Here is a 16,695-nt window from a genome sequence, read left to right on the forward strand (position 1 = left end):
CATAGCATCTCTTATAATTGATATCTAGTAGTATTTAGTATCACTTTGTGCCGACAGTCGGCGCACTACATTCTTGGTGCTCTCTCATCAATTTCTGGTTCTAAATCCTCAGTATATGGTGCAAGAACTATATTACATACTCTTTCAATTTGCTTTATATCATCGTGTGATGTCTCCCATAATACTTCCGCATCAATATGACCATAATCGTGAACTATCATATTTCTCATGCCACTGATCGCGCGCCATGGCAGGTCATACTGACTTTTAAATTCATCTGACAATTTCTTAGTCAACTCGCAAATCTGCATTACATCAAATGCAATCGTTCTTTCGTAGGTAGATTCTGTTACAAAAGTATCGTATGAACCTTCAAACTTAGCGTGTGTATGACTAATATCTTCGCAATAATCATTAATGTGATTTATCAACCCCAAATCTCTAACTTCGCTATTTAGCATAAATCAATACCTCATCCCTTCCTATTTTCCCCAAAAATTCATCTGATAAACTTTGCGTGGTAACTACATCAATCTCTGCATTCAATGCATCTTCTAAATCTGCGTAAAATGCACCCAATCGTATGCCAGAGCACACATTTCCGCGATCAATCCGGAAATCAATATCACTTTCCTCTGTTTGCTCTCCTCTTGCATAGGATCCAAACAGCCATACTTTATCTATATCATATGTTTTCGCTATAGGTTCCGTAATTTTTTTTATTTCATTGATATTATACATAAATCAACACCTCTGTTCTTGTACAATCAACTATACTTTGATTATATTATACAAAATTCATCTGATTTCTTCAACAAAACCTTATTCGTTGACACAATGAATCATGTCATTGCTCGCGTCCTGCCTTACTATATCCTTTCGGAATTATATGTACTTTATTCCTTCCCTCTACCATTTCCTTAACTTTCAGTTGTCCATATGTAAGTCCCAGCTCTCTTGCCCTAATAGCCTCACCGGTCAACCTGTCCATTTCTGCCGGCACGATATGTTTTAAGCATCGGCTATATTTTTCTGTATTTCCCATATGTTCTCCAATCCGTGCCGACTATCGGCACAATTACATCATTGGTCTGTGTTCTGCTTGTAGATCAAACATATCATGCATATGCCATCTTGACATCTCATCTATGCTCAGATCAACCGCCTCATCCAACGCTGCAAAGTTTAATTCTGGTTCCTCCTGTAACAATAGATCAATAGCTGCATCCGCAATCTCCGATAACCTGTTGTAGGACATCTTCTGTTCATCACGATGTTGTTGTGGAAGTTTATCCTCCACAGCCTTGCCTTCTAGCACATAATCCACAATCATATCTGCCAGTTCATCTGCAGAATGTTCAATGGAAATCCTGCTTTTTTGCCAGGTGCCTTTTGTACCATTGATACCATTCAACAATTTCAGCCCCTTTGCCGGTGGCTCCCACGCATTCAAATTGACTGTATAATCATCTAGTAACACATCCTCTTCCAGTATCTTGTTCGGAACATACATTGTCTTATCCTCACCGCATGGCACAAATATTCGATGCCTTTCATCAATCTCCGGAAGATAAATATTTAACCATTCGTTCTTTTCTACCTGCGCATACTTGCTATCTGTCAAAACTGCAGATAGCACAAACACCTCTATCTCATCTCTTGCCTGTACCATACGCACAGCGTCCACTACATTTACTTGTGGTGTCAGATTGGCAAAATATCCCTGCTCGTACAACGTTTCGAGTTTATCAATCTGATTGAATACTGCCAATGTTCCATCCATGTCAACAAACAACCTTGGTTTTCTTTCGTTCATCATATGCATTATCCTCCCTGAGTACCGGCAGTCGGCGCATTATTTTCATGCTGTTCATGCCTTTTTGTTTCCTGTTTTTGTTTCTGTGCTCCCAGCTCCATATCATGCATCGTCCAATTGTGATAATAGATCTTCATGGAATCCGGTGCATTATAAAGTGATGTACGCAAATATGCCCTGATATTTGCAATCTTACTGGTAGTTCCTTCGACACAATCCAGCACATAACCTACATGCTCCATGGTCAGTTTGGCAAATCTAAGTTGCACTATACTGACCGGTCGTTCTCTGGATCCGACATGAATCACGGAATCCGTTGGCATCAACATAACATCCATGATGGTGTCTACAATCGTATCAATCAATCCAATCTCATCCGGTCGATCACATAAAAGGGCATCATAGTCAATGCTATCTTTCACCTTCTCAACCATATGCTCATAAAATTCAACATACGCCTTATCATCTTTCGGATAGATAGATTGATTATTAGATATATTAGTATTTTGTTTATTTAGTATTTTATTAGCGTCACAAGAATCCGTATCCCGTGTTTCCGTATACGGTTTTTTGTGACACGGTTCAAGTCCGCTATTTATCAGTGTTTCCACCGTGTCACAATTTTTGTGACACGGTGATATATCTTCCATTTGCGCATCCTTTTTTTCTTCGTGTTCTAATATGTATTGCTCACATTCCTCCGGTGACTCAAAAATAATATAATCAATATCTCCAAATCTTCCTGCCGTCCCCCGGATCTGTTGTCTAATGATATAACCATGCTCTATCAATTCATTCACGATACCCGAAATTGTATTAATTGATTCCTTATTGATTGCAGCCAATCCACGCAAGGTATAATCCCAATCATCTGGCAAAGACAACATAAGCGACAACAATCCCTTTGCCTTTAAAGATAATTCTTTATCACGCAAATGCATATTAGACATCACTGTGTAATTTTTGTTCTTTTCTACGCGAAATACTCCCATAGCTTCTCCTGCATTTTAAAAATTTAACCCTTAATCATAGGTCAATATTTTTTCAACGAATCTCGTTTATATTCTTTATTATGAGATTATTAGGCTTTACCTTCTGCCATCCTACAATTTCTTGCAATTCTGCATTAGGAATTTGCAAAAAAGCTGATTGTGGGGTAAAACATATATATAGTTCATCAATTAGATTGCTTTTCATCAAGTTTTGTAAATCTAAACATTGAATACAAGGCATTGTTGCTTCCGGAACAAACGAATGATCCAAACATAATTTATGTGACACAATTCTAATTTCACTTGGACAATACATTTCATCATAATATATACTTGTTTTCATACTTGATATGGAGGTGCTTTATGCAATACAAATTCACTCATTTAAGACCCATATGCTCCAGCATGAGAAGAAATCGAAAAAGTCTGGAACAATTTGACTTTGTATATAATGACATAAAATTCGACTGCATTATTGACATTGATGCTCATCCTTTTGAAATCATGGTAGGAGCACTAAAATATAATTTTGCTTTTATCTTATATGTTTATCCTGGCTTTGTTACAGAGATGAAAGATGAAGACTATTATAAATTATGTCAAATTCTTAATCTGAATTACAAAGAGCACCATTTTTCCTCCTTTGCCTTTCTTACATTAATTGACAACAATATTCCTTCCGAGAGCAGTCCATCACCAGTTCCTCTAAAATATATTTATCCGTTCAGGAAAAATACTCTTTCAAAAGCAGAGCGAGAAGAAGGATTTATTTTCTGTGGCTGGCTACCACATAAAGGCAGACATAATGGTCACGTTCAAAACCTTGCCAAAACAGAAAAACTTCTAGGAAAGTCTATTGCTGCATATTGTGAGAAAAATGATATTAGTTCTAAATGGACTACCGATATAACTAAGGAAAAAGACATTAGTTTTCCCTGGGATAATCCATAAATATCCCCTTTCCGCCCCCGGTATAAACCGGAGGCAACATCATGGCTTATTTTTCGTGATATATAAAATAAATCCACATGAACTCCTTCTTTTCTGCATAGAAGGACTATGCAGCGGTGTTTCAACCAATTTGTAGTTATTTTGGGCATTCTCCCAATGTCATAAAACCCCTTAGGGCAGTATAACCATCTAACATTCCCCCATATACCACTTCATTTCTATGCGTCCTCCGGAAACTTTGGGGAATATCCGGAGGACAAAGCAATATATGCCCGGCTGACACAACCGGGAGTCCTTCCACGCCTTTTGACAGCCACAACTTATAGTTGGATGGAAGGATATATGGATCAATCCTCTTTTTTATACAGGGTTCTGATTAGAATAACCCCCATGATGATCACACATGTCATTCTAAGAACAGTTCCTACAATCCCCGGAATATGTAACGCATTTATCACAATAAAAGCCACTGCATCAATCAGGCATATGCCAAGGCGTTTAAGCAACACCCTGCTTTTACGATCCTCCATTGTTCGTTGCAAGCGTTCCTGCAGTCTTTCTTTCCAACTCTGATTCATAATCTTATCCTCCTTACATATCAAATTTATTTTGCACACTTATGATATTATCTGCATCAATCCAAATCTGGCGTCCTAATGATGATATTTGTTGCCATTCTTTAGCAGATAAAGCCTGCGTTAATTCATTCAAGTATCGCTCTATTTTCTCCTGTGTCTCCTCCACAAAAACCTCCATACCCAGTTGTGGGTTTGAAACTTTTTCCTGCTTCATCTGCTCCGGCAAAACTTCTGGATAATCTGCAACATTCATCTGTCCTGCTAACTGGTCTTCCTCACCATTGTCATTCTGTGTTGGTTCAACGACTTGCTGCGTCACCTGTTTCCCTTGAATATAAGGACAACATTCCTTGATTAATGCAACCAGGCGCTTCCATGTGATTTCATTCATCCCGCCAAGACTTACACCCCGGTAGGATCCTTTATAGGAATACTTTGGCTCCCGACCGGATCCGAAAGCATTTTTACATGCATGGCGTAATGCCTCTGCCCACTTATCCTCTTCCGTATCTTTCAGAATGGATTTTACATACGCAGCAAAATGTCGGATCTGCTCTGCAGAAGGTTCCTGCGCCTGGTTCTTCTCCAGCATATATCCCTTGATCTCTTCGCGTTTTGTCAGTCCCTGCTCTATGATCTCGTCCTGCTCCTTCTCCGGCATAGACGCCAGTGTAACTGCTGCTGATTTATCCAGTCTGCCATCCTTAAAGGCTTCCATCCCTTTTCCGCCTAGGTTACGTGATATATTCTTATAATCTGATACCACGGATCTTGACATTTGCAGTTGTGACGCCAATTTTTCCACCAATCTGCCTTTTCCGGCAAACTCCGGGAACTCCTCTGGATGCTCTGTCAGTAGCCGGCTCATACCCTCTATTTCGCGCATAATCTCATATGGTGTTTTCTCGTCATAACCATTAGACGAATAAACAGCAAATTCAGCCCTTACATCCGTCATATCCTCTTCAATGCATGGAATCATTGCAAACTGTTCCATCCCCTCCTGCTCTGCCAGGTAAACACATGCACGCCGTCTCTTATGTCCGGCAATCAATTCATATGTGTCTCCACCGGCTTTTCGCACAATACATGGTTCTAAGACTTTACCATCTGCCTTGATCAGATCAGCCAGTGCCTCTACAACATCATTCTGACGATCACGATATTGAAACACTGATTCCATGATCTTACTGTAATGGATCCGTTTGATTTTCTGCGTCACCGGTCTTTTTTCACTTGGTTTTTGTTCCGTAAAAACATCTGCAAATTTTGGCATCTTACTCTACCTCCTCCCGGATTAGATCGACCATATCTCGTATATCCTGTGCTACCGTTGCATGACTACGATGCAAATATACCGGTTTCTTCATACTATTTGCAGTTGCCACCGTCGTAGTTTCACTGATGCAAATGTCAAGCATCGGATAATCATGCTTATATACAAGATCTGTAAAGGTTTCCTTTTGGTTTTTACGATTTGCAACACGATTGACAACAATAGACCATGGAATATCTACCATAAAATCTTCTTCATCAACTTCCATTTCATTTAATTCCTTGGCTTGTCTCACGGATTCAATTGAAGTACTAACTAAATTAAGGTTATCCTTGGAAAAGGCATCTAATCCAATTGGCACTAATACAAAATCTGCAGCATATATTGCACTCTGAACAATATGCGAAAAGCTTGCTGGACAATCAATAATGACGTAATCATAGTCTCTTAATGACTTCAAACCCTCATATAATCCATTGATTGTCTGAACATAAGCTTTTGCATGAGAGCCACGTATATAATCAACATTTTTCCCTTTATACACAGCCTTTTTCATATCCTTAAAATTATCTTTTGCCAACTTGACAATATCTGCTTTCGTTCTGCCTGTCCCTTTTTCTAGCATCAAAGAAAAATTCTTTTGCTCGTCCAAATCAATACCAAGTACTTTTTTCTGATGCTCCGTAGCTAAGCAAGATGCTAAATTAAATGACAGTGTAGTCTTTCCTACTCCACCTTTTCTGTTCCATACAGTTATCGTTTTCATATATTGCTCCTTTCCGTGCATTTCGCACACCGCTTTCCCCATCAGCGGTATTTTTCTTTATTTGTTAGACAAACAGCATCCTGTGTTCTCATATGCAAGATTTCTGTCTGTGTAAGGTCACTTTTATAAAAAGACATGATTTTTTCCATGGTCTTTCTGCGAATCCGGTATATCGTCTGCGGATGCAGATTGTAATCAGTCCCCATCTGTTGTACGGCGTCATGTATTTTTTCAGCAGCACTATGTAAATACAACCTATCTAAGACACAACGCTCTTTTTCATCTAAAATCTCATAAATTGCCATAATACGATTCATACTTTCCTGTTCTTCAATAATGTCACGCATCAGGCTCTTTATATCATCCACACGCTGTTTAGATAACTCTATGTATCTCGTGTAAATTTCATCAATATCGCTATCCATCTGATGCCTAGCCTCTGATGGGCTATAAATCGGATATGCAGTTGCCTGCAGCAATTCATCATCTAGTGTTTGCGTATTTAAAAGGGTATATTGTGTTGACATTTCCCTACGCAATTCTATTGTTCTAGCATCATACGTTCTCAGTGTTCGTATGATAAACTCCTGGTCTATCTCTTTGTACATGAATATATTTCTCCTATTGTTTATCCATATCTTCCCTTGGAACTGGCACTCCTCCTAATCCTCTGCATATGCGATCAAAAGCTTCGACTCCTACTTCTTTTTGGATATCCTCAGGAAGATCCTTCAAATTTGCCAATAGTCCTTCTGAAGAGTTCCATAAACGTATATTCCAGCCCTCATCTAGTAAGGCCTGTACTCTCGGTCCAACATGTACCCAGTAATTAAAAGTCGCCTGTTTTGGATATCTTGCCATTTCTAGTACCTCCTCTCTCGTTCATCTTATGTATGAATGGTTGTACATAATGATTCACTGTATGTTAGTTTCACTAACGGCTGTCAAATTTTATCTGTTCTATAGGAATTCCAAAAAAAGACGCTATTTTTAAAGCATTATGCAAAGATGGATTTCTTTTCCCAGTCTCCCACATACCAACCAAACTTGGACTAACACCAACTTGAAGGGCAAACATTTTCTGTGATAATTCTTTCTCATTTCGCAATGCCGCCAATGTTTTCTTTTTATTAGGCATAATATGTCATCTCCTTTACACTCACTCTATGTAAGTGTTATAACACACTAAAAGTGAGTATGTCAACATATAATGAGTAAATACATAAAAACAGAGTCTAACGGGGTTCTTTTTTGTTAGTTTTGTATTACAAGATTTTGTTGAAGGGAGATCGTTATATGCAGATTGGTCATGTAATAGCACAATTAAGAACAGAAAAAGGAATTAGCCAAAAAAAATTGGCAGAAGAATTACATGTAAGTCCTGGTCTTGTCGGCATGTGGGAAACGAACAAAAGACTTCCCTCCATTGATTGTCTAATATCCTTAATAGATTATTTTAAAATCAGTGCAGATGTACTATTAGATGGCGAAAGAAAAATCAAGCCATCCGAATACTCATCTCTCAAACCTGCTATAGACTCAGATGAAAAAAAATTACTAGACACTTTTTACCAACTAGATATTGATGGCAAGGACATTCTCATCGGAGAAGCAAAAAAACTATTAAGAGGTCAACGTTCAGAAGAAAAAAGACGTATAAACACGTTACAAAATGCGCAATAATACCGTTCTCAAGAGATGGATTCTTATAAAATTACTAAAGAACTACTAGATCGAACACTCGGTATCTAAACACATTTACAGAAATGCGCAAAACAATTTGCAGATAATTAGGAAGTCATCAAAGTAAGGTTAGATGATGTAAATACAATGTTATCTGTTCACAAGGAGAACAATTATGAAATTACTACTTAATGCTTCATACGATGATAAAGATATGGTTAAAAAACTTGGAGCCTATTGGAATCCCACCTTAAAAAAATGGTATGTCCAAAACGAGCAAGATTACGAGAAATTTATTCCCTGGATACTTCAAGGACAAGAAGAAACCTATATTATTAAGGACTATTTCTATTTAATATTTGGTACAAAAACATGCTACAGATGCAATCAGCCAACAAGTGTCATTGGATTTGGTATTGAAAATTATGCCGAAGTAATTGATCCCAATGTATATGATACCGACTCGCCAATATCTTGGCACTCAGGAACTATTCACATTGTTCCGTTTATTGATAATCTTCCAAATGGTATCTATAAATATTTACAAGAAAAATTTCATTTTTATAATAGTTACTCAAAAACCATCGACGATTATTATTTTGCAAATCACTGTGAGCATTGCAATGCCCTTCAGGGTAGTTATTTTCTGTTTGATGAGGTTGATTCTCCATTTTTTATTAACTCTGTAGCCGATGCACAGCAATTAGATTTATATCAAGTACAATTAAAATACGATATTATCACTGATTTAGATCTGAGATGCTGTTCTACTGATTATCTCATCAAAAAGTCGGCAAATATTCATCAGATTATAATAAAGGATTCCAAATAATAAGCTCAAACTAATATGTAAAGAATTTTCAGTTAATGAGGTATGGCTGCGATCTGGAACTGGAGATATGTTTCTTCAAGAAAACAAAGATGCACAGATTTCTCAGATGCTTGATGAAGTCATTAAGGCTAATGAATCAGACTTTAAACGACGTCTTATTTCCGCTTTATCCAAGTTAGATGATGATGGTTGGGACTGTTTAGAAAAACTGGTAGAAAACATTACTGCCACAGATAAAGAAAAATAATGATAATAGATTTTCTCGCATATTTGACATTTCATGTGCATATGCTATAATGCCAATAGGCAAAGAAATGATGTGAGTATCCAAGTAGATACGCAAAAAACCTCGGAGGTTGCAACTCCGAGGTTTTTCTATTCCGTTTTGGCAAGGTGGCTTATACCCTAGGCTGGCTACCGCTTAGTTATCTCTGTCCAACCATTTGCAGATGTAGTAGGCAACTACACCCGCCAAGACAGAGCAGAAAAATGATGTAAATAAATCCAAGTAGAGCACCCCCTTTCTGCACCTGTATAGGGGTGGTAGCATTGCCAATTATAACACAATGGTCGGAATAATAAACCTTTTCCATTGAATAATAGATGCTATTTTATTTCCGCTTTATCCAAGTTAGATGTTGATGGTTGGGACTATTTAGAAAAACTGATGGAGAACATTTCTGCCACAAATAAAGAAAAATAATGATAATAGATCTTGTCGCATATTTGACATTTCATGTGCATATGCTACAATGCCAATAGGCAAAAAGATATGAGTGACTTCTATAAATCAGCAAAACCCCCACGAGTTCGCACCTCGTGGGGGTTTCTATTCCATTTTTTGCAGGGTGGCTTAAGCCCTAAGCTAGTTGCCTTCTACCTCTCTCTATCCAACCATTTGCAAATATAGTGGCAAAACCAATGGGCACTCACTTTTCACTATTTAGCTCCATATACCACTCTATATGTCGCACCTAATTCCTGCAAATGCATAATGCGTGCATCCTTATCTGGATGACTGCTTTCCAAACTCGCAAATAGCCCTTTCGCAGTTGATCCTCCAAGTGAATCAAGCATCGCACACAATGCATTACCATATCCCAGACGATACGAAAACTCATCTGCTTCATATTCATTAGATCTACTTGACTTCATAACAAGCCAAATTCCAATTTTAGTCCATAACCACATAATCCCGGTAACAAATAATGTAATAAAGAAATGATATATTGCATTACAAATTGCCATAATCACTCCTTCTGTCCCGCCAAGAATTGCTGCAAAAATACTTGTTGTAATATGACCAATATCTATCACCAATTTAAAACCTAGCACAAAGGCACTCACGATCAAATTTCCCACTGATACCAACAATATCAAATCTGTGTCTTTGTGTGCCAAATGTCCAAATTCATGTCCTAACGTAGCCTTAATCTGATCTTGAGGCATATATAACAATCCTTCTGTAATACATATTGTCTTTCTTCCAGTTGCAAAAGCATTCGGTTCCGAATCTCCATTAATATACAATTTAACTTTATTTGGAATATGCGGATCAAGTTTCTTTGCATCTTCATATACTTCTTGAAAAATCGATTCAATAAACTCTTTTTGCTCGGCTCGCTTAATTTTTTTGCAACCTGTCTGTAACCGCAAGATCCACTCTCCAAATGGTGACATTGCAATAAATAGTGAAATCATATACAAAATCAGTGCCAAAGCAAATTCCTGCCAAAATGTTATTCCTGTAAAGCCGATTAATAGTAATGCAATAATTCCTGTAATCACGAACACATTAATAACTAAATATATAAGTGTTGGGATATTGGTCTTGTGAACTAATCGTTTAATCAAATCGAAAACATACATAACTCTTCCTCCTATATGCATTTATTGTTTTAAATCTTTATAATATATAATACCAATATACTTCCATTCTGTACACCATCCATAGACGGAAAATGATAAAGACTCCTATCATAAATTCTTTACCTGATAATATCTTTTTCGGAAGTTTGACAAATACTTATACCTTTTGTCCTCAAAAATAAAGCTAATGAATCAGACTTTAAACGCCGTCTTATTTCCGCTTTATCCAAGTTAGATGATGATGGTTGGGACTGTTTAGAAAAACTGGTAGAGAACATTACTGCCACTGATAAAGAAAAATAATGATAATAGATTTTCTCGCATATTTGACATTTCATGTGCATATGCTATAATGCCAATAGGCAAAGTTAAGAGTGACTTCTATAAGTCAGCAAAACCCCCACGAGGTGCGAACTCGTGGGGGTTTCTATTCCATTTTTTGCAGGGTGGCTTAAGCCCTAGGCTGATTGCCTTCCTAATCATTTCTATCCAACCATTTGCAAATATAGTAGGCAACTATACTTGCCATAATAGAAATGACAAATGCTAAGAGTGTATCTATAGGTCAGCCCCCCTTTCCTTGCCAGTATAGGGGTGGCAACGTTTATCAGTATATCACACTAACCACATCTTTCCAATCGTTCTAATATCTATATTTACTGTATATCTATCAGTGCAAATATAATAGGCGATTATATCATTTGACCCCCTAATATGCCTCATGTATAATTTTACTAGGTTTAATATATTATTTTACGCGATATTGCGAAAGGATTTACCATGAAAAAAACAGGTGCAATTTATATTAGAGTATCAACTGGACGCCAGGAAGAACTTTCTCCGGATGCACAATTACGCCTCTTGAAAGAATATGCGGAAAGAAATGATATCTACATTCCATCAGAATATATATTTCAGGACAATGGTATCTCTGGTCGTAAGGTATCAAAACGCCCTGCTTTTCAGCAGATGATTGGACTTGCAAAATCCCAGGAACATCCTATTGATGTAATTATTGTATGGAAATTTTCTCGATTTGCTCGTAACCAGGAAGAATCTATCGTTTATAAATCTTTACTAAGGAAAAGTAATGTAGATGTTATTTCCATTTCTGAAAATGTTGAAGGAGATTTCGGTTCACTAATTGAGCGTATTATTGAATGGATGGATGAATACTACTCCATCCGTCTTGGTGAAGAAGTTGTTAGAGGTATGACTGAAAAAGCATTACGTGGTCAAACGTTAAGCGCTCCGCCTATTGGTTATATTTTACAAGATGGCACAATAGAAATTGATTCAGCCACCTCTGTAATACCTCTTACAATTAAAGATATGTATTTATCCGGATATTCCTTACGACAAATAAGTGATTATTTAAATGAACACGGCTATCGAACGAAACGTGGAAATCCTTTTGATACCCGCGGTATTCTATATATTATTGAAAATCCCTTTTACTGTGGTATTTTACGATGGAATTATTCTGATCGACAACGCGTTCTTAAACCAGCAGATGAAGTTATCTATGCCAAAGGAACATGGGAACCACTATGGGATGAAGAAACTTACAATAAAATGCAAACATTACGCCAAAACACAAAAAAAGAATTTAAGACACGCGATCATTCAACCACACGCCATTGGCTTACTGGCCTCGTAAAATGCAGTACTTGTGGCGGTAATCTAACAGCAGCCAAAGGCACCAATGGATTTCAATGTTGGAAATATGCAAAGGGAATCTGTCATGATTCTCATTATATCTCTGTCAAAAACATGGAAGCTAACATCATAAGTGGTTTAGAGGGATTTCTTGACACTGGCATTGTGTATTATACTGTTATTTCTACAGAATCGAATGATAATGCACAGCGTATAGACTTCTTACAACATCAACTCAATAAACTTGATCAAAGAGAACGTCGTGCTAAAGAAGCGTATTTAAATGGTATTGATACAATTGATGAATATAAGAAAAACAAATTATCTATTCAAGATGATCGCAACACGATACAACTAGAAATTGATTCACTCTCTCAAATAAAAAAGTATGCAAAGGAAGAATTAGACGCCCTTATGCTCTCTCGTATTCAGGATGTTGTTACCACCTTAAAAGACGAAAACATAGGAGATATTGAAAAAGGAAATTCTATTCGCACGATTGTTAGCCAGATTGTATTTGATCGGCAAAACACATCCTTTGATTTCGTTCTCCATCTGAACATATAATCAATAGTATAAGTTATTGCGAGATGGTGGTCCCGACGGCGAACTCGGAGCCTCCCTCCGTTATCTGTCCCAGCGATATACCATGCCTTATCGTGAGGTTGCGGGGCTTTTGACTGATATCGCGGTAGAAGAACTCGGCCATCTGGAAATGGTCTCCACCATCGTCTACCAGTTGACTGACGGTCTGTCCCCGGAGGAGATCAAGGCCAGCGGTTATGATAAATACTTTGTAGACCATACCTTAGGTGTCTATCCGCAGGCTGCCTCCGGCACACCATTTTCCGCAGATACCTTCCAATCGACCGGCGATACCATTGCCGATCTATACGAAGACATGGCGGCGGAGCAAAAAGCCCGCACCACCTATGATAATATTCTTCGTATGGTAAAAGATCCCGATATTGTAGATCCGATCCGCTTCCTGCGTGCCCGTGAGATCGTTCACTTCCAGCGTTTCGGTGAAGCCATGCGCATCGTCTGCGATCATCTGGACTCCAAAAACTACTATATGTTCAATCCGTCTTTCGACTCTTAATTGGTCTTGGCATCCTGTGGAGGCTGCATATTGCCGCCTCCCTGGGCAGGACCGCCCTGTCCCATCTGTGGCATATCGCCATTCTGGCTCATATCACCCTGTGGTCCGCCACCCATATCGCCGTTCATATCCTGTCCGTCCATAGGTCCGCAGCCCATGGTACCAACGCTTCCTCCGGCAGAGATCACCATAGAATCTACCGTAAAGGTCTGGTCTTCTGTGCCGTCCACAGTCACAGTGTAAGTCTCTCCACTGGTCCATGCCATATTTTGAAAATGATGTATTGTAAATGCCATATTTGGATAAAAGATCCACGAACCATTTTGGCATGGCATCTGAGATCTTTCCTTCCATCAGATAATAGCCCGGTGTCAGCAAAAGTGTCGTGTTCTCGTCACTTTGCAGAGTCAGATTATCGGTGCGGCTGCGGATTGCCACATCAAAGGTAACGCGGAAATCCGGGTCGTCCTTTCCAAACATTGCCAGCCTGTCATAAGCGATATAGCGCTTTGGTCGGATCCCATAATGGGTAAAAAAGTAATCCACTTCCCAATAGATCTGACCGGTTTCTTTTGGCGCATCTCCTTCTTCCAGATACTTTTTGGCTTCTTTCCTAGATAAGGGGATCCGTCTTTTATTGACCAGTCCGTTATATTTTTTCTTGATCTCCAAAAAATAGGTAGAATCCTCTGCCATATAGACATCCAGTTCCTTTTTTTAGACCTCATATGTCTTTTGATCCAGCAGATATTTCTTTTCGTAACGGTTAAAAACTTTTTGGATCATATGCCCTACCTCCTTATCTGCTTTTATTCTAAAAAGGAAAAGTGATGGCTATGTGAAGATGACCTGAACACTAAAAGAAGTCTTACGACAACAGGTTTTCTGCTGTCATAAGACTTCTCATTTTCTGCTATTTTTCTACATCTGATAAAAATTCAGATTTTCACGGAGTTCTGGTGTGATCGTACCACCCTCGCGTTTATACTTTTCATATAAGCCTTGCAGGCGTTTGTAATTTCTGGCATTGTTTGTTTCCAATTTACCTATCGCATCCGCAAACATAGGATTGGTCTTTAGGTCTGCACGATATGCCTTGGAAAACGGACAATAGGTAAACATGATCTGGCGCACATAACGGTTGAGACGGAAGCCGCCCTTTGCCTCATATTTGATCCAGTTCTGATAATCCTTGACAAAGATCTCCCGGAAATTGTTCTTTGCCCTGGCCAAAGCCCCCTTGATCTGGTCTTTGGTCTCTGCGGACAATTCCCGGTTCTTGCGGTAGAACTGCAGATAATCATAGTAATCGCTTGTCAGCGACCGTTCGCGGATATCATTCCAGCGCACACCCTGGATCTTTCGGCACATCTCCCAGCGGTATCTGCCACAATTTTCTAAGATAGCCTCCTGTAGATCCACTGCGGTAAAGATCGGTATCATAAAGCGCGCCGGTGTATCGTTCCTGACACTTGCCGTCTCCTGCCACATCATGGCTCTGGTGCCGGCATTTGGCATGAGGATGACATCCGGCAGGATCTCCTCCATGACCATCTCATTTTTGATGAGATCACTTGTCCCGGTCCTTGGCAGCATCGGACGGTAAAAGAGGGAATAATCTATCTTTCGTACCGTGTTAAAGGCATCCTCGATCCGATCTGCCGTCACGACCATTTTATCTAAGCTGTTAAAGAGATCTTTTTCGCAAAGAACCGGTGAGAACATGGTGATATTACCATAGGTCACACGGTTGACGGATGTAAACATATTTTCCAGTTCATAGCGTGCCTTTGCCTTTTGATCCTGCTTTCTCCTTGCCACTTCCTCTTTTGTCCACTCGCCCCGGCGCAGACCATCATTGAGATAAGCCGTATAGTCCATATCAAACTCGTTCTTGGACGGCTCCTTTTCTCCCTCGTAGACTGCCCGCAGCCAACGGAAAATGGTAAAGACATGGTCGGAAGCACACATATCCAGATGGGCTGACAACTGGTAAAGTTCGCTGGTCTTGTCCTCGCCTAAAAAGCCCTGATCAATATAGGCAAAATTGAAAAACATCTCCATGACCGGCGTGATCTTTTTCCTGCCCTCCACTGCCTGTAAAAAGCAGTCCCAGTACAGTTCATAAAAGACTTTTCCCACCTGCTTGCGCAGACGATAGGCTGCCTCATCCTTATTGTCTGCATCTTTGACTTTTTCGTATGCCACAAAGAGTTCCTGCATTTCCTGATACTTGTCTCCCTCGTATCCGGCAAACTGCAAGATATACTCCAGATCTGTCTTGCACTCCTGGTCCACAGCCGTCTCTTTTTCTGTATTGGACGCATATTCTTTTGCGCAGGAAACCAGCAGTTCCTCCTGAAAAATGCCCAGTTCCTTGGCATAGCCCAACTGCTTTTCGATCAGTTTCTTGATCTCACCATCATCCCCGCCTCTTGCCTTTACTCCGCTTTGCAGTAAAAGGGAAGCATGAAAAAGATCGCTTCGTACTTGACTAAAGAGAGCATCCCGGTTGTTGCGCAGATAATTTGTCATCTCCCGGATACCTCTGGCGATTCGATGCATCTGGGCGGATGCCTCCATGATCGAGCCAATGCAAAGATCCTCGTCCGTCTCCATAAGGTTCAGATATGCATCCAGTGCCCCACGGATCAGGCTGTTGCTATTGTTGATCTCCCAGTTTTCTGCCTTATGCTGCATCTCCAGTGGCGTGATATTTGCCACATCCAGAGATTGCTTTGCCTCGACCTTACTGCGGGCACACAAATAAACATACTCCTCATACAAAGTATCCGAAAGATTTTGAAACTGCCGGACCTTGTGATACATGTCCGCATAGGCACAGAACAACTGGTGCCTTTGCAAGAGGGCACTGCGCAAAAAGATCCTGCGCATCTTTGGCTCTGCCGCCAGAAACTGCTTGAGATCATTGACCCCCTCACAAGGAAAGACATAAAGTGTAACATCCGTACTGGCATAATAGTCACAGATAAACCAGTCCTGCTCCAAAATACCTATGATAGCATTTGGTCCCAGTGTCGTCTCCTCAAATTCGTGTCGTAAGGTAACATTTCCCTCCTGTACGATATACCAGGCACTTACCTTATCTTTTCTCTTTGCTACATTCTCCCCTGCTTTCAGATGAATGACTTCCATCCTCCGCTCCTTTCC

Annotated in this window: 21 protein-coding genes; 6 read left to right on the top strand and 15 right to left on the bottom strand. The window is 39.5% G+C overall.

The window, feature by feature from the left end; translation table 11 throughout:
* Positions 1-65: 65 nt before the first annotated feature.
* From H8R94_RS01785 to H8R94_RS01805, 5 genes are all read right to left on the bottom strand, one after another.
* A complete protein-coding gene (locus tag H8R94_RS01785; RefSeq protein ID WP_186853702.1) occupies positions 66-461 on the bottom strand; it encodes a HepT-like ribonuclease domain-containing protein in 396 nt (131 codons plus the stop codon).
* Positions 451-741 carry a nucleotidyltransferase family protein gene (locus H8R94_RS01790; RefSeq protein ID WP_186853703.1) on the bottom strand — a complete coding sequence of 97 codons (291 nt, stop codon included), beginning with the start codon at positions 739-741 and terminating at the stop codon, positions 451-453. Before H8R94_RS01790 ends, H8R94_RS01785 begins: the two co-directional genes overlap by 11 nt.
* Before the next feature lie 106 nt (positions 742-847).
* Complete coding sequence (locus tag H8R94_RS01795) at positions 848-1,045, bottom strand: hypothetical protein (protein ID WP_186853704.1); 198 nt, start codon at positions 1,043-1,045, stop codon at positions 848-850.
* Positions 1,046-1,078: 33 nt separating this feature from the next.
* Positions 1,079-1,819, bottom strand: a complete 741-nt coding sequence (locus tag H8R94_RS01800) for an HAD family hydrolase (protein ID WP_186853705.1) — start codon at positions 1,817-1,819, stop codon at positions 1,079-1,081.
* Positions 1,820-1,824: 5 nt separating this feature from the next.
* Complete coding sequence (locus H8R94_RS01805; protein WP_186853706.1) at positions 1,825-2,808, bottom strand: DUF6017 domain-containing protein; 984 nt, start codon at positions 2,806-2,808, stop codon at positions 1,825-1,827.
* 363 nt (positions 2,809-3,171) lie between these two features.
* Between H8R94_RS01805 and H8R94_RS01810 the strand changes: the two genes are divergently transcribed.
* Positions 3,172-3,759 carry a DUF6037 family protein gene (locus H8R94_RS01810; RefSeq protein WP_186853707.1) on the top strand — a complete coding sequence of 196 codons (588 nt, stop codon included), beginning with the start codon at positions 3,172-3,174 and terminating at the stop codon, positions 3,757-3,759.
* A gap of 347 nt (positions 3,760-4,106) precedes the next feature.
* Here the strand turns inward: H8R94_RS01810 and H8R94_RS01815 are convergent, their stop codons facing one another.
* The 6 genes from H8R94_RS01815 to H8R94_RS01840 form a co-directional block, all read right to left on the bottom strand.
* Positions 4,107-4,337, bottom strand: coding sequence for a hypothetical protein (locus H8R94_RS01815; protein WP_186853708.1), 231 nt, complete (start codon positions 4,335-4,337; stop codon positions 4,107-4,109).
* A gap of 13 nt (positions 4,338-4,350) precedes the next feature.
* Positions 4,351-5,613, bottom strand: coding sequence for a ParB/RepB/Spo0J family partition protein (locus H8R94_RS01820; RefSeq protein ID WP_186853709.1), 1,263 nt, complete (start codon positions 5,611-5,613; stop codon positions 4,351-4,353).
* A gap of 1 nt (position 5,614) precedes the next feature.
* Positions 5,615-6,379, bottom strand: coding sequence for a ParA family protein (locus H8R94_RS01825; RefSeq protein ID WP_186853710.1), 765 nt, complete (start codon positions 6,377-6,379; stop codon positions 5,615-5,617).
* A 41-nt stretch (positions 6,380-6,420) separates the two neighbouring features.
* Entirely contained in the window at positions 6,421-6,987 is a 567-nt protein-coding gene (locus H8R94_RS01830) for a hypothetical protein (RefSeq protein WP_186853711.1), read from the bottom strand.
* 13 nt (positions 6,988-7,000) lie between these two features.
* Complete coding sequence (locus H8R94_RS01835) at positions 7,001-7,240, bottom strand: hypothetical protein (protein WP_186853712.1); 240 nt, start codon at positions 7,238-7,240, stop codon at positions 7,001-7,003.
* A gap of 73 nt (positions 7,241-7,313) precedes the next feature.
* Positions 7,314-7,517 carry a helix-turn-helix transcriptional regulator gene (locus tag H8R94_RS01840; protein ID WP_186853713.1) on the bottom strand — a complete coding sequence of 68 codons (204 nt, stop codon included), beginning with the start codon at positions 7,515-7,517 and terminating at the stop codon, positions 7,314-7,316.
* 158 nt (positions 7,518-7,675) lie between these two features.
* Between H8R94_RS01840 and H8R94_RS01845 the strand changes: the two genes are divergently transcribed.
* The 3 genes from H8R94_RS01845 (at position 7,676) to H8R94_RS01855 (ending at position 9,141) form a co-directional block, all read left to right on the top strand.
* The gene (locus tag H8R94_RS01845; RefSeq protein WP_186853714.1) at positions 7,676-8,062 is read left to right on the top strand and encodes a helix-turn-helix domain-containing protein; all 387 of its coding nucleotides are present in this window, start codon (positions 7,676-7,678) and stop codon (positions 8,060-8,062) included.
* Between the two features lie 175 nt (positions 8,063-8,237).
* Positions 8,238-8,894 carry a DUF5710 domain-containing protein gene (locus H8R94_RS01850; protein WP_186853715.1) on the top strand — a complete coding sequence of 219 codons (657 nt, stop codon included), beginning with the start codon at positions 8,238-8,240 and terminating at the stop codon, positions 8,892-8,894.
* Positions 8,895-8,961: 67 nt separating this feature from the next.
* Positions 8,962-9,141 carry a hypothetical protein gene (locus H8R94_RS01855; protein WP_186853716.1) on the top strand — a complete coding sequence of 60 codons (180 nt, stop codon included), beginning with the start codon at positions 8,962-8,964 and terminating at the stop codon, positions 9,139-9,141.
* Between the two features lie 692 nt (positions 9,142-9,833).
* Here H8R94_RS01855 and H8R94_RS01860 read toward each other — a convergent pair.
* Complete coding sequence (locus tag H8R94_RS01860; protein WP_186853717.1) at positions 9,834-10,763, bottom strand: M48 family metalloprotease; 930 nt, start codon at positions 10,761-10,763, stop codon at positions 9,834-9,836.
* Between the two features lie 780 nt (positions 10,764-11,543).
* Here H8R94_RS01860 and H8R94_RS01865 point away from each other — a divergent pair.
* Positions 11,544-12,989, top strand: a complete 1,446-nt coding sequence (locus tag H8R94_RS01865; RefSeq protein WP_186853718.1) for a recombinase family protein — start codon at positions 11,544-11,546, stop codon at positions 12,987-12,989.
* A gap of 16 nt (positions 12,990-13,005) precedes the next feature.
* Positions 13,006-13,524 carry a manganese catalase family protein gene (locus H8R94_RS01870; protein ID WP_186853719.1) on the top strand — a complete coding sequence of 173 codons (519 nt, stop codon included), beginning with the start codon at positions 13,006-13,008 and terminating at the stop codon, positions 13,522-13,524.
* Here the strand turns inward: H8R94_RS01870 and H8R94_RS12245 are convergent.
* From H8R94_RS12245 to H8R94_RS01880, 3 genes are all read right to left on the bottom strand, one after another.
* Positions 13,521-13,652 carry a hypothetical protein gene (locus H8R94_RS12245; protein ID WP_279286805.1) on the bottom strand — a complete coding sequence of 44 codons (132 nt, stop codon included), beginning with the start codon at positions 13,650-13,652 and terminating at the stop codon, positions 13,521-13,523. The two genes, H8R94_RS01870 and H8R94_RS12245, sit on opposite strands and share 4 nt — an antisense overlap.
* Positions 13,618-14,220 carry a VTC domain-containing protein gene (locus H8R94_RS01875; RefSeq protein WP_186853720.1) on the bottom strand — a complete coding sequence of 201 codons (603 nt, stop codon included), beginning with the start codon at positions 14,218-14,220 and terminating at the stop codon, positions 13,618-13,620. The genes H8R94_RS12245 and H8R94_RS01875 overlap by 35 nt, the downstream gene beginning before the upstream one ends.
* A gap of 225 nt (positions 14,221-14,445) precedes the next feature.
* Complete coding sequence (locus H8R94_RS01880) at positions 14,446-16,680, bottom strand: cyclic nucleotide-binding domain-containing protein (protein WP_118281045.1); 2,235 nt, start codon at positions 16,678-16,680, stop codon at positions 14,446-14,448.
* Positions 16,681-16,695: the final 15 nt, after the last annotated feature.

This window comes from Roseburia lenta (assembly GCF_014287435.1).
Taxonomy (GTDB): Bacteria; Bacillota; Clostridia; order Lachnospirales; family Lachnospiraceae; genus Pararoseburia; species Pararoseburia lenta.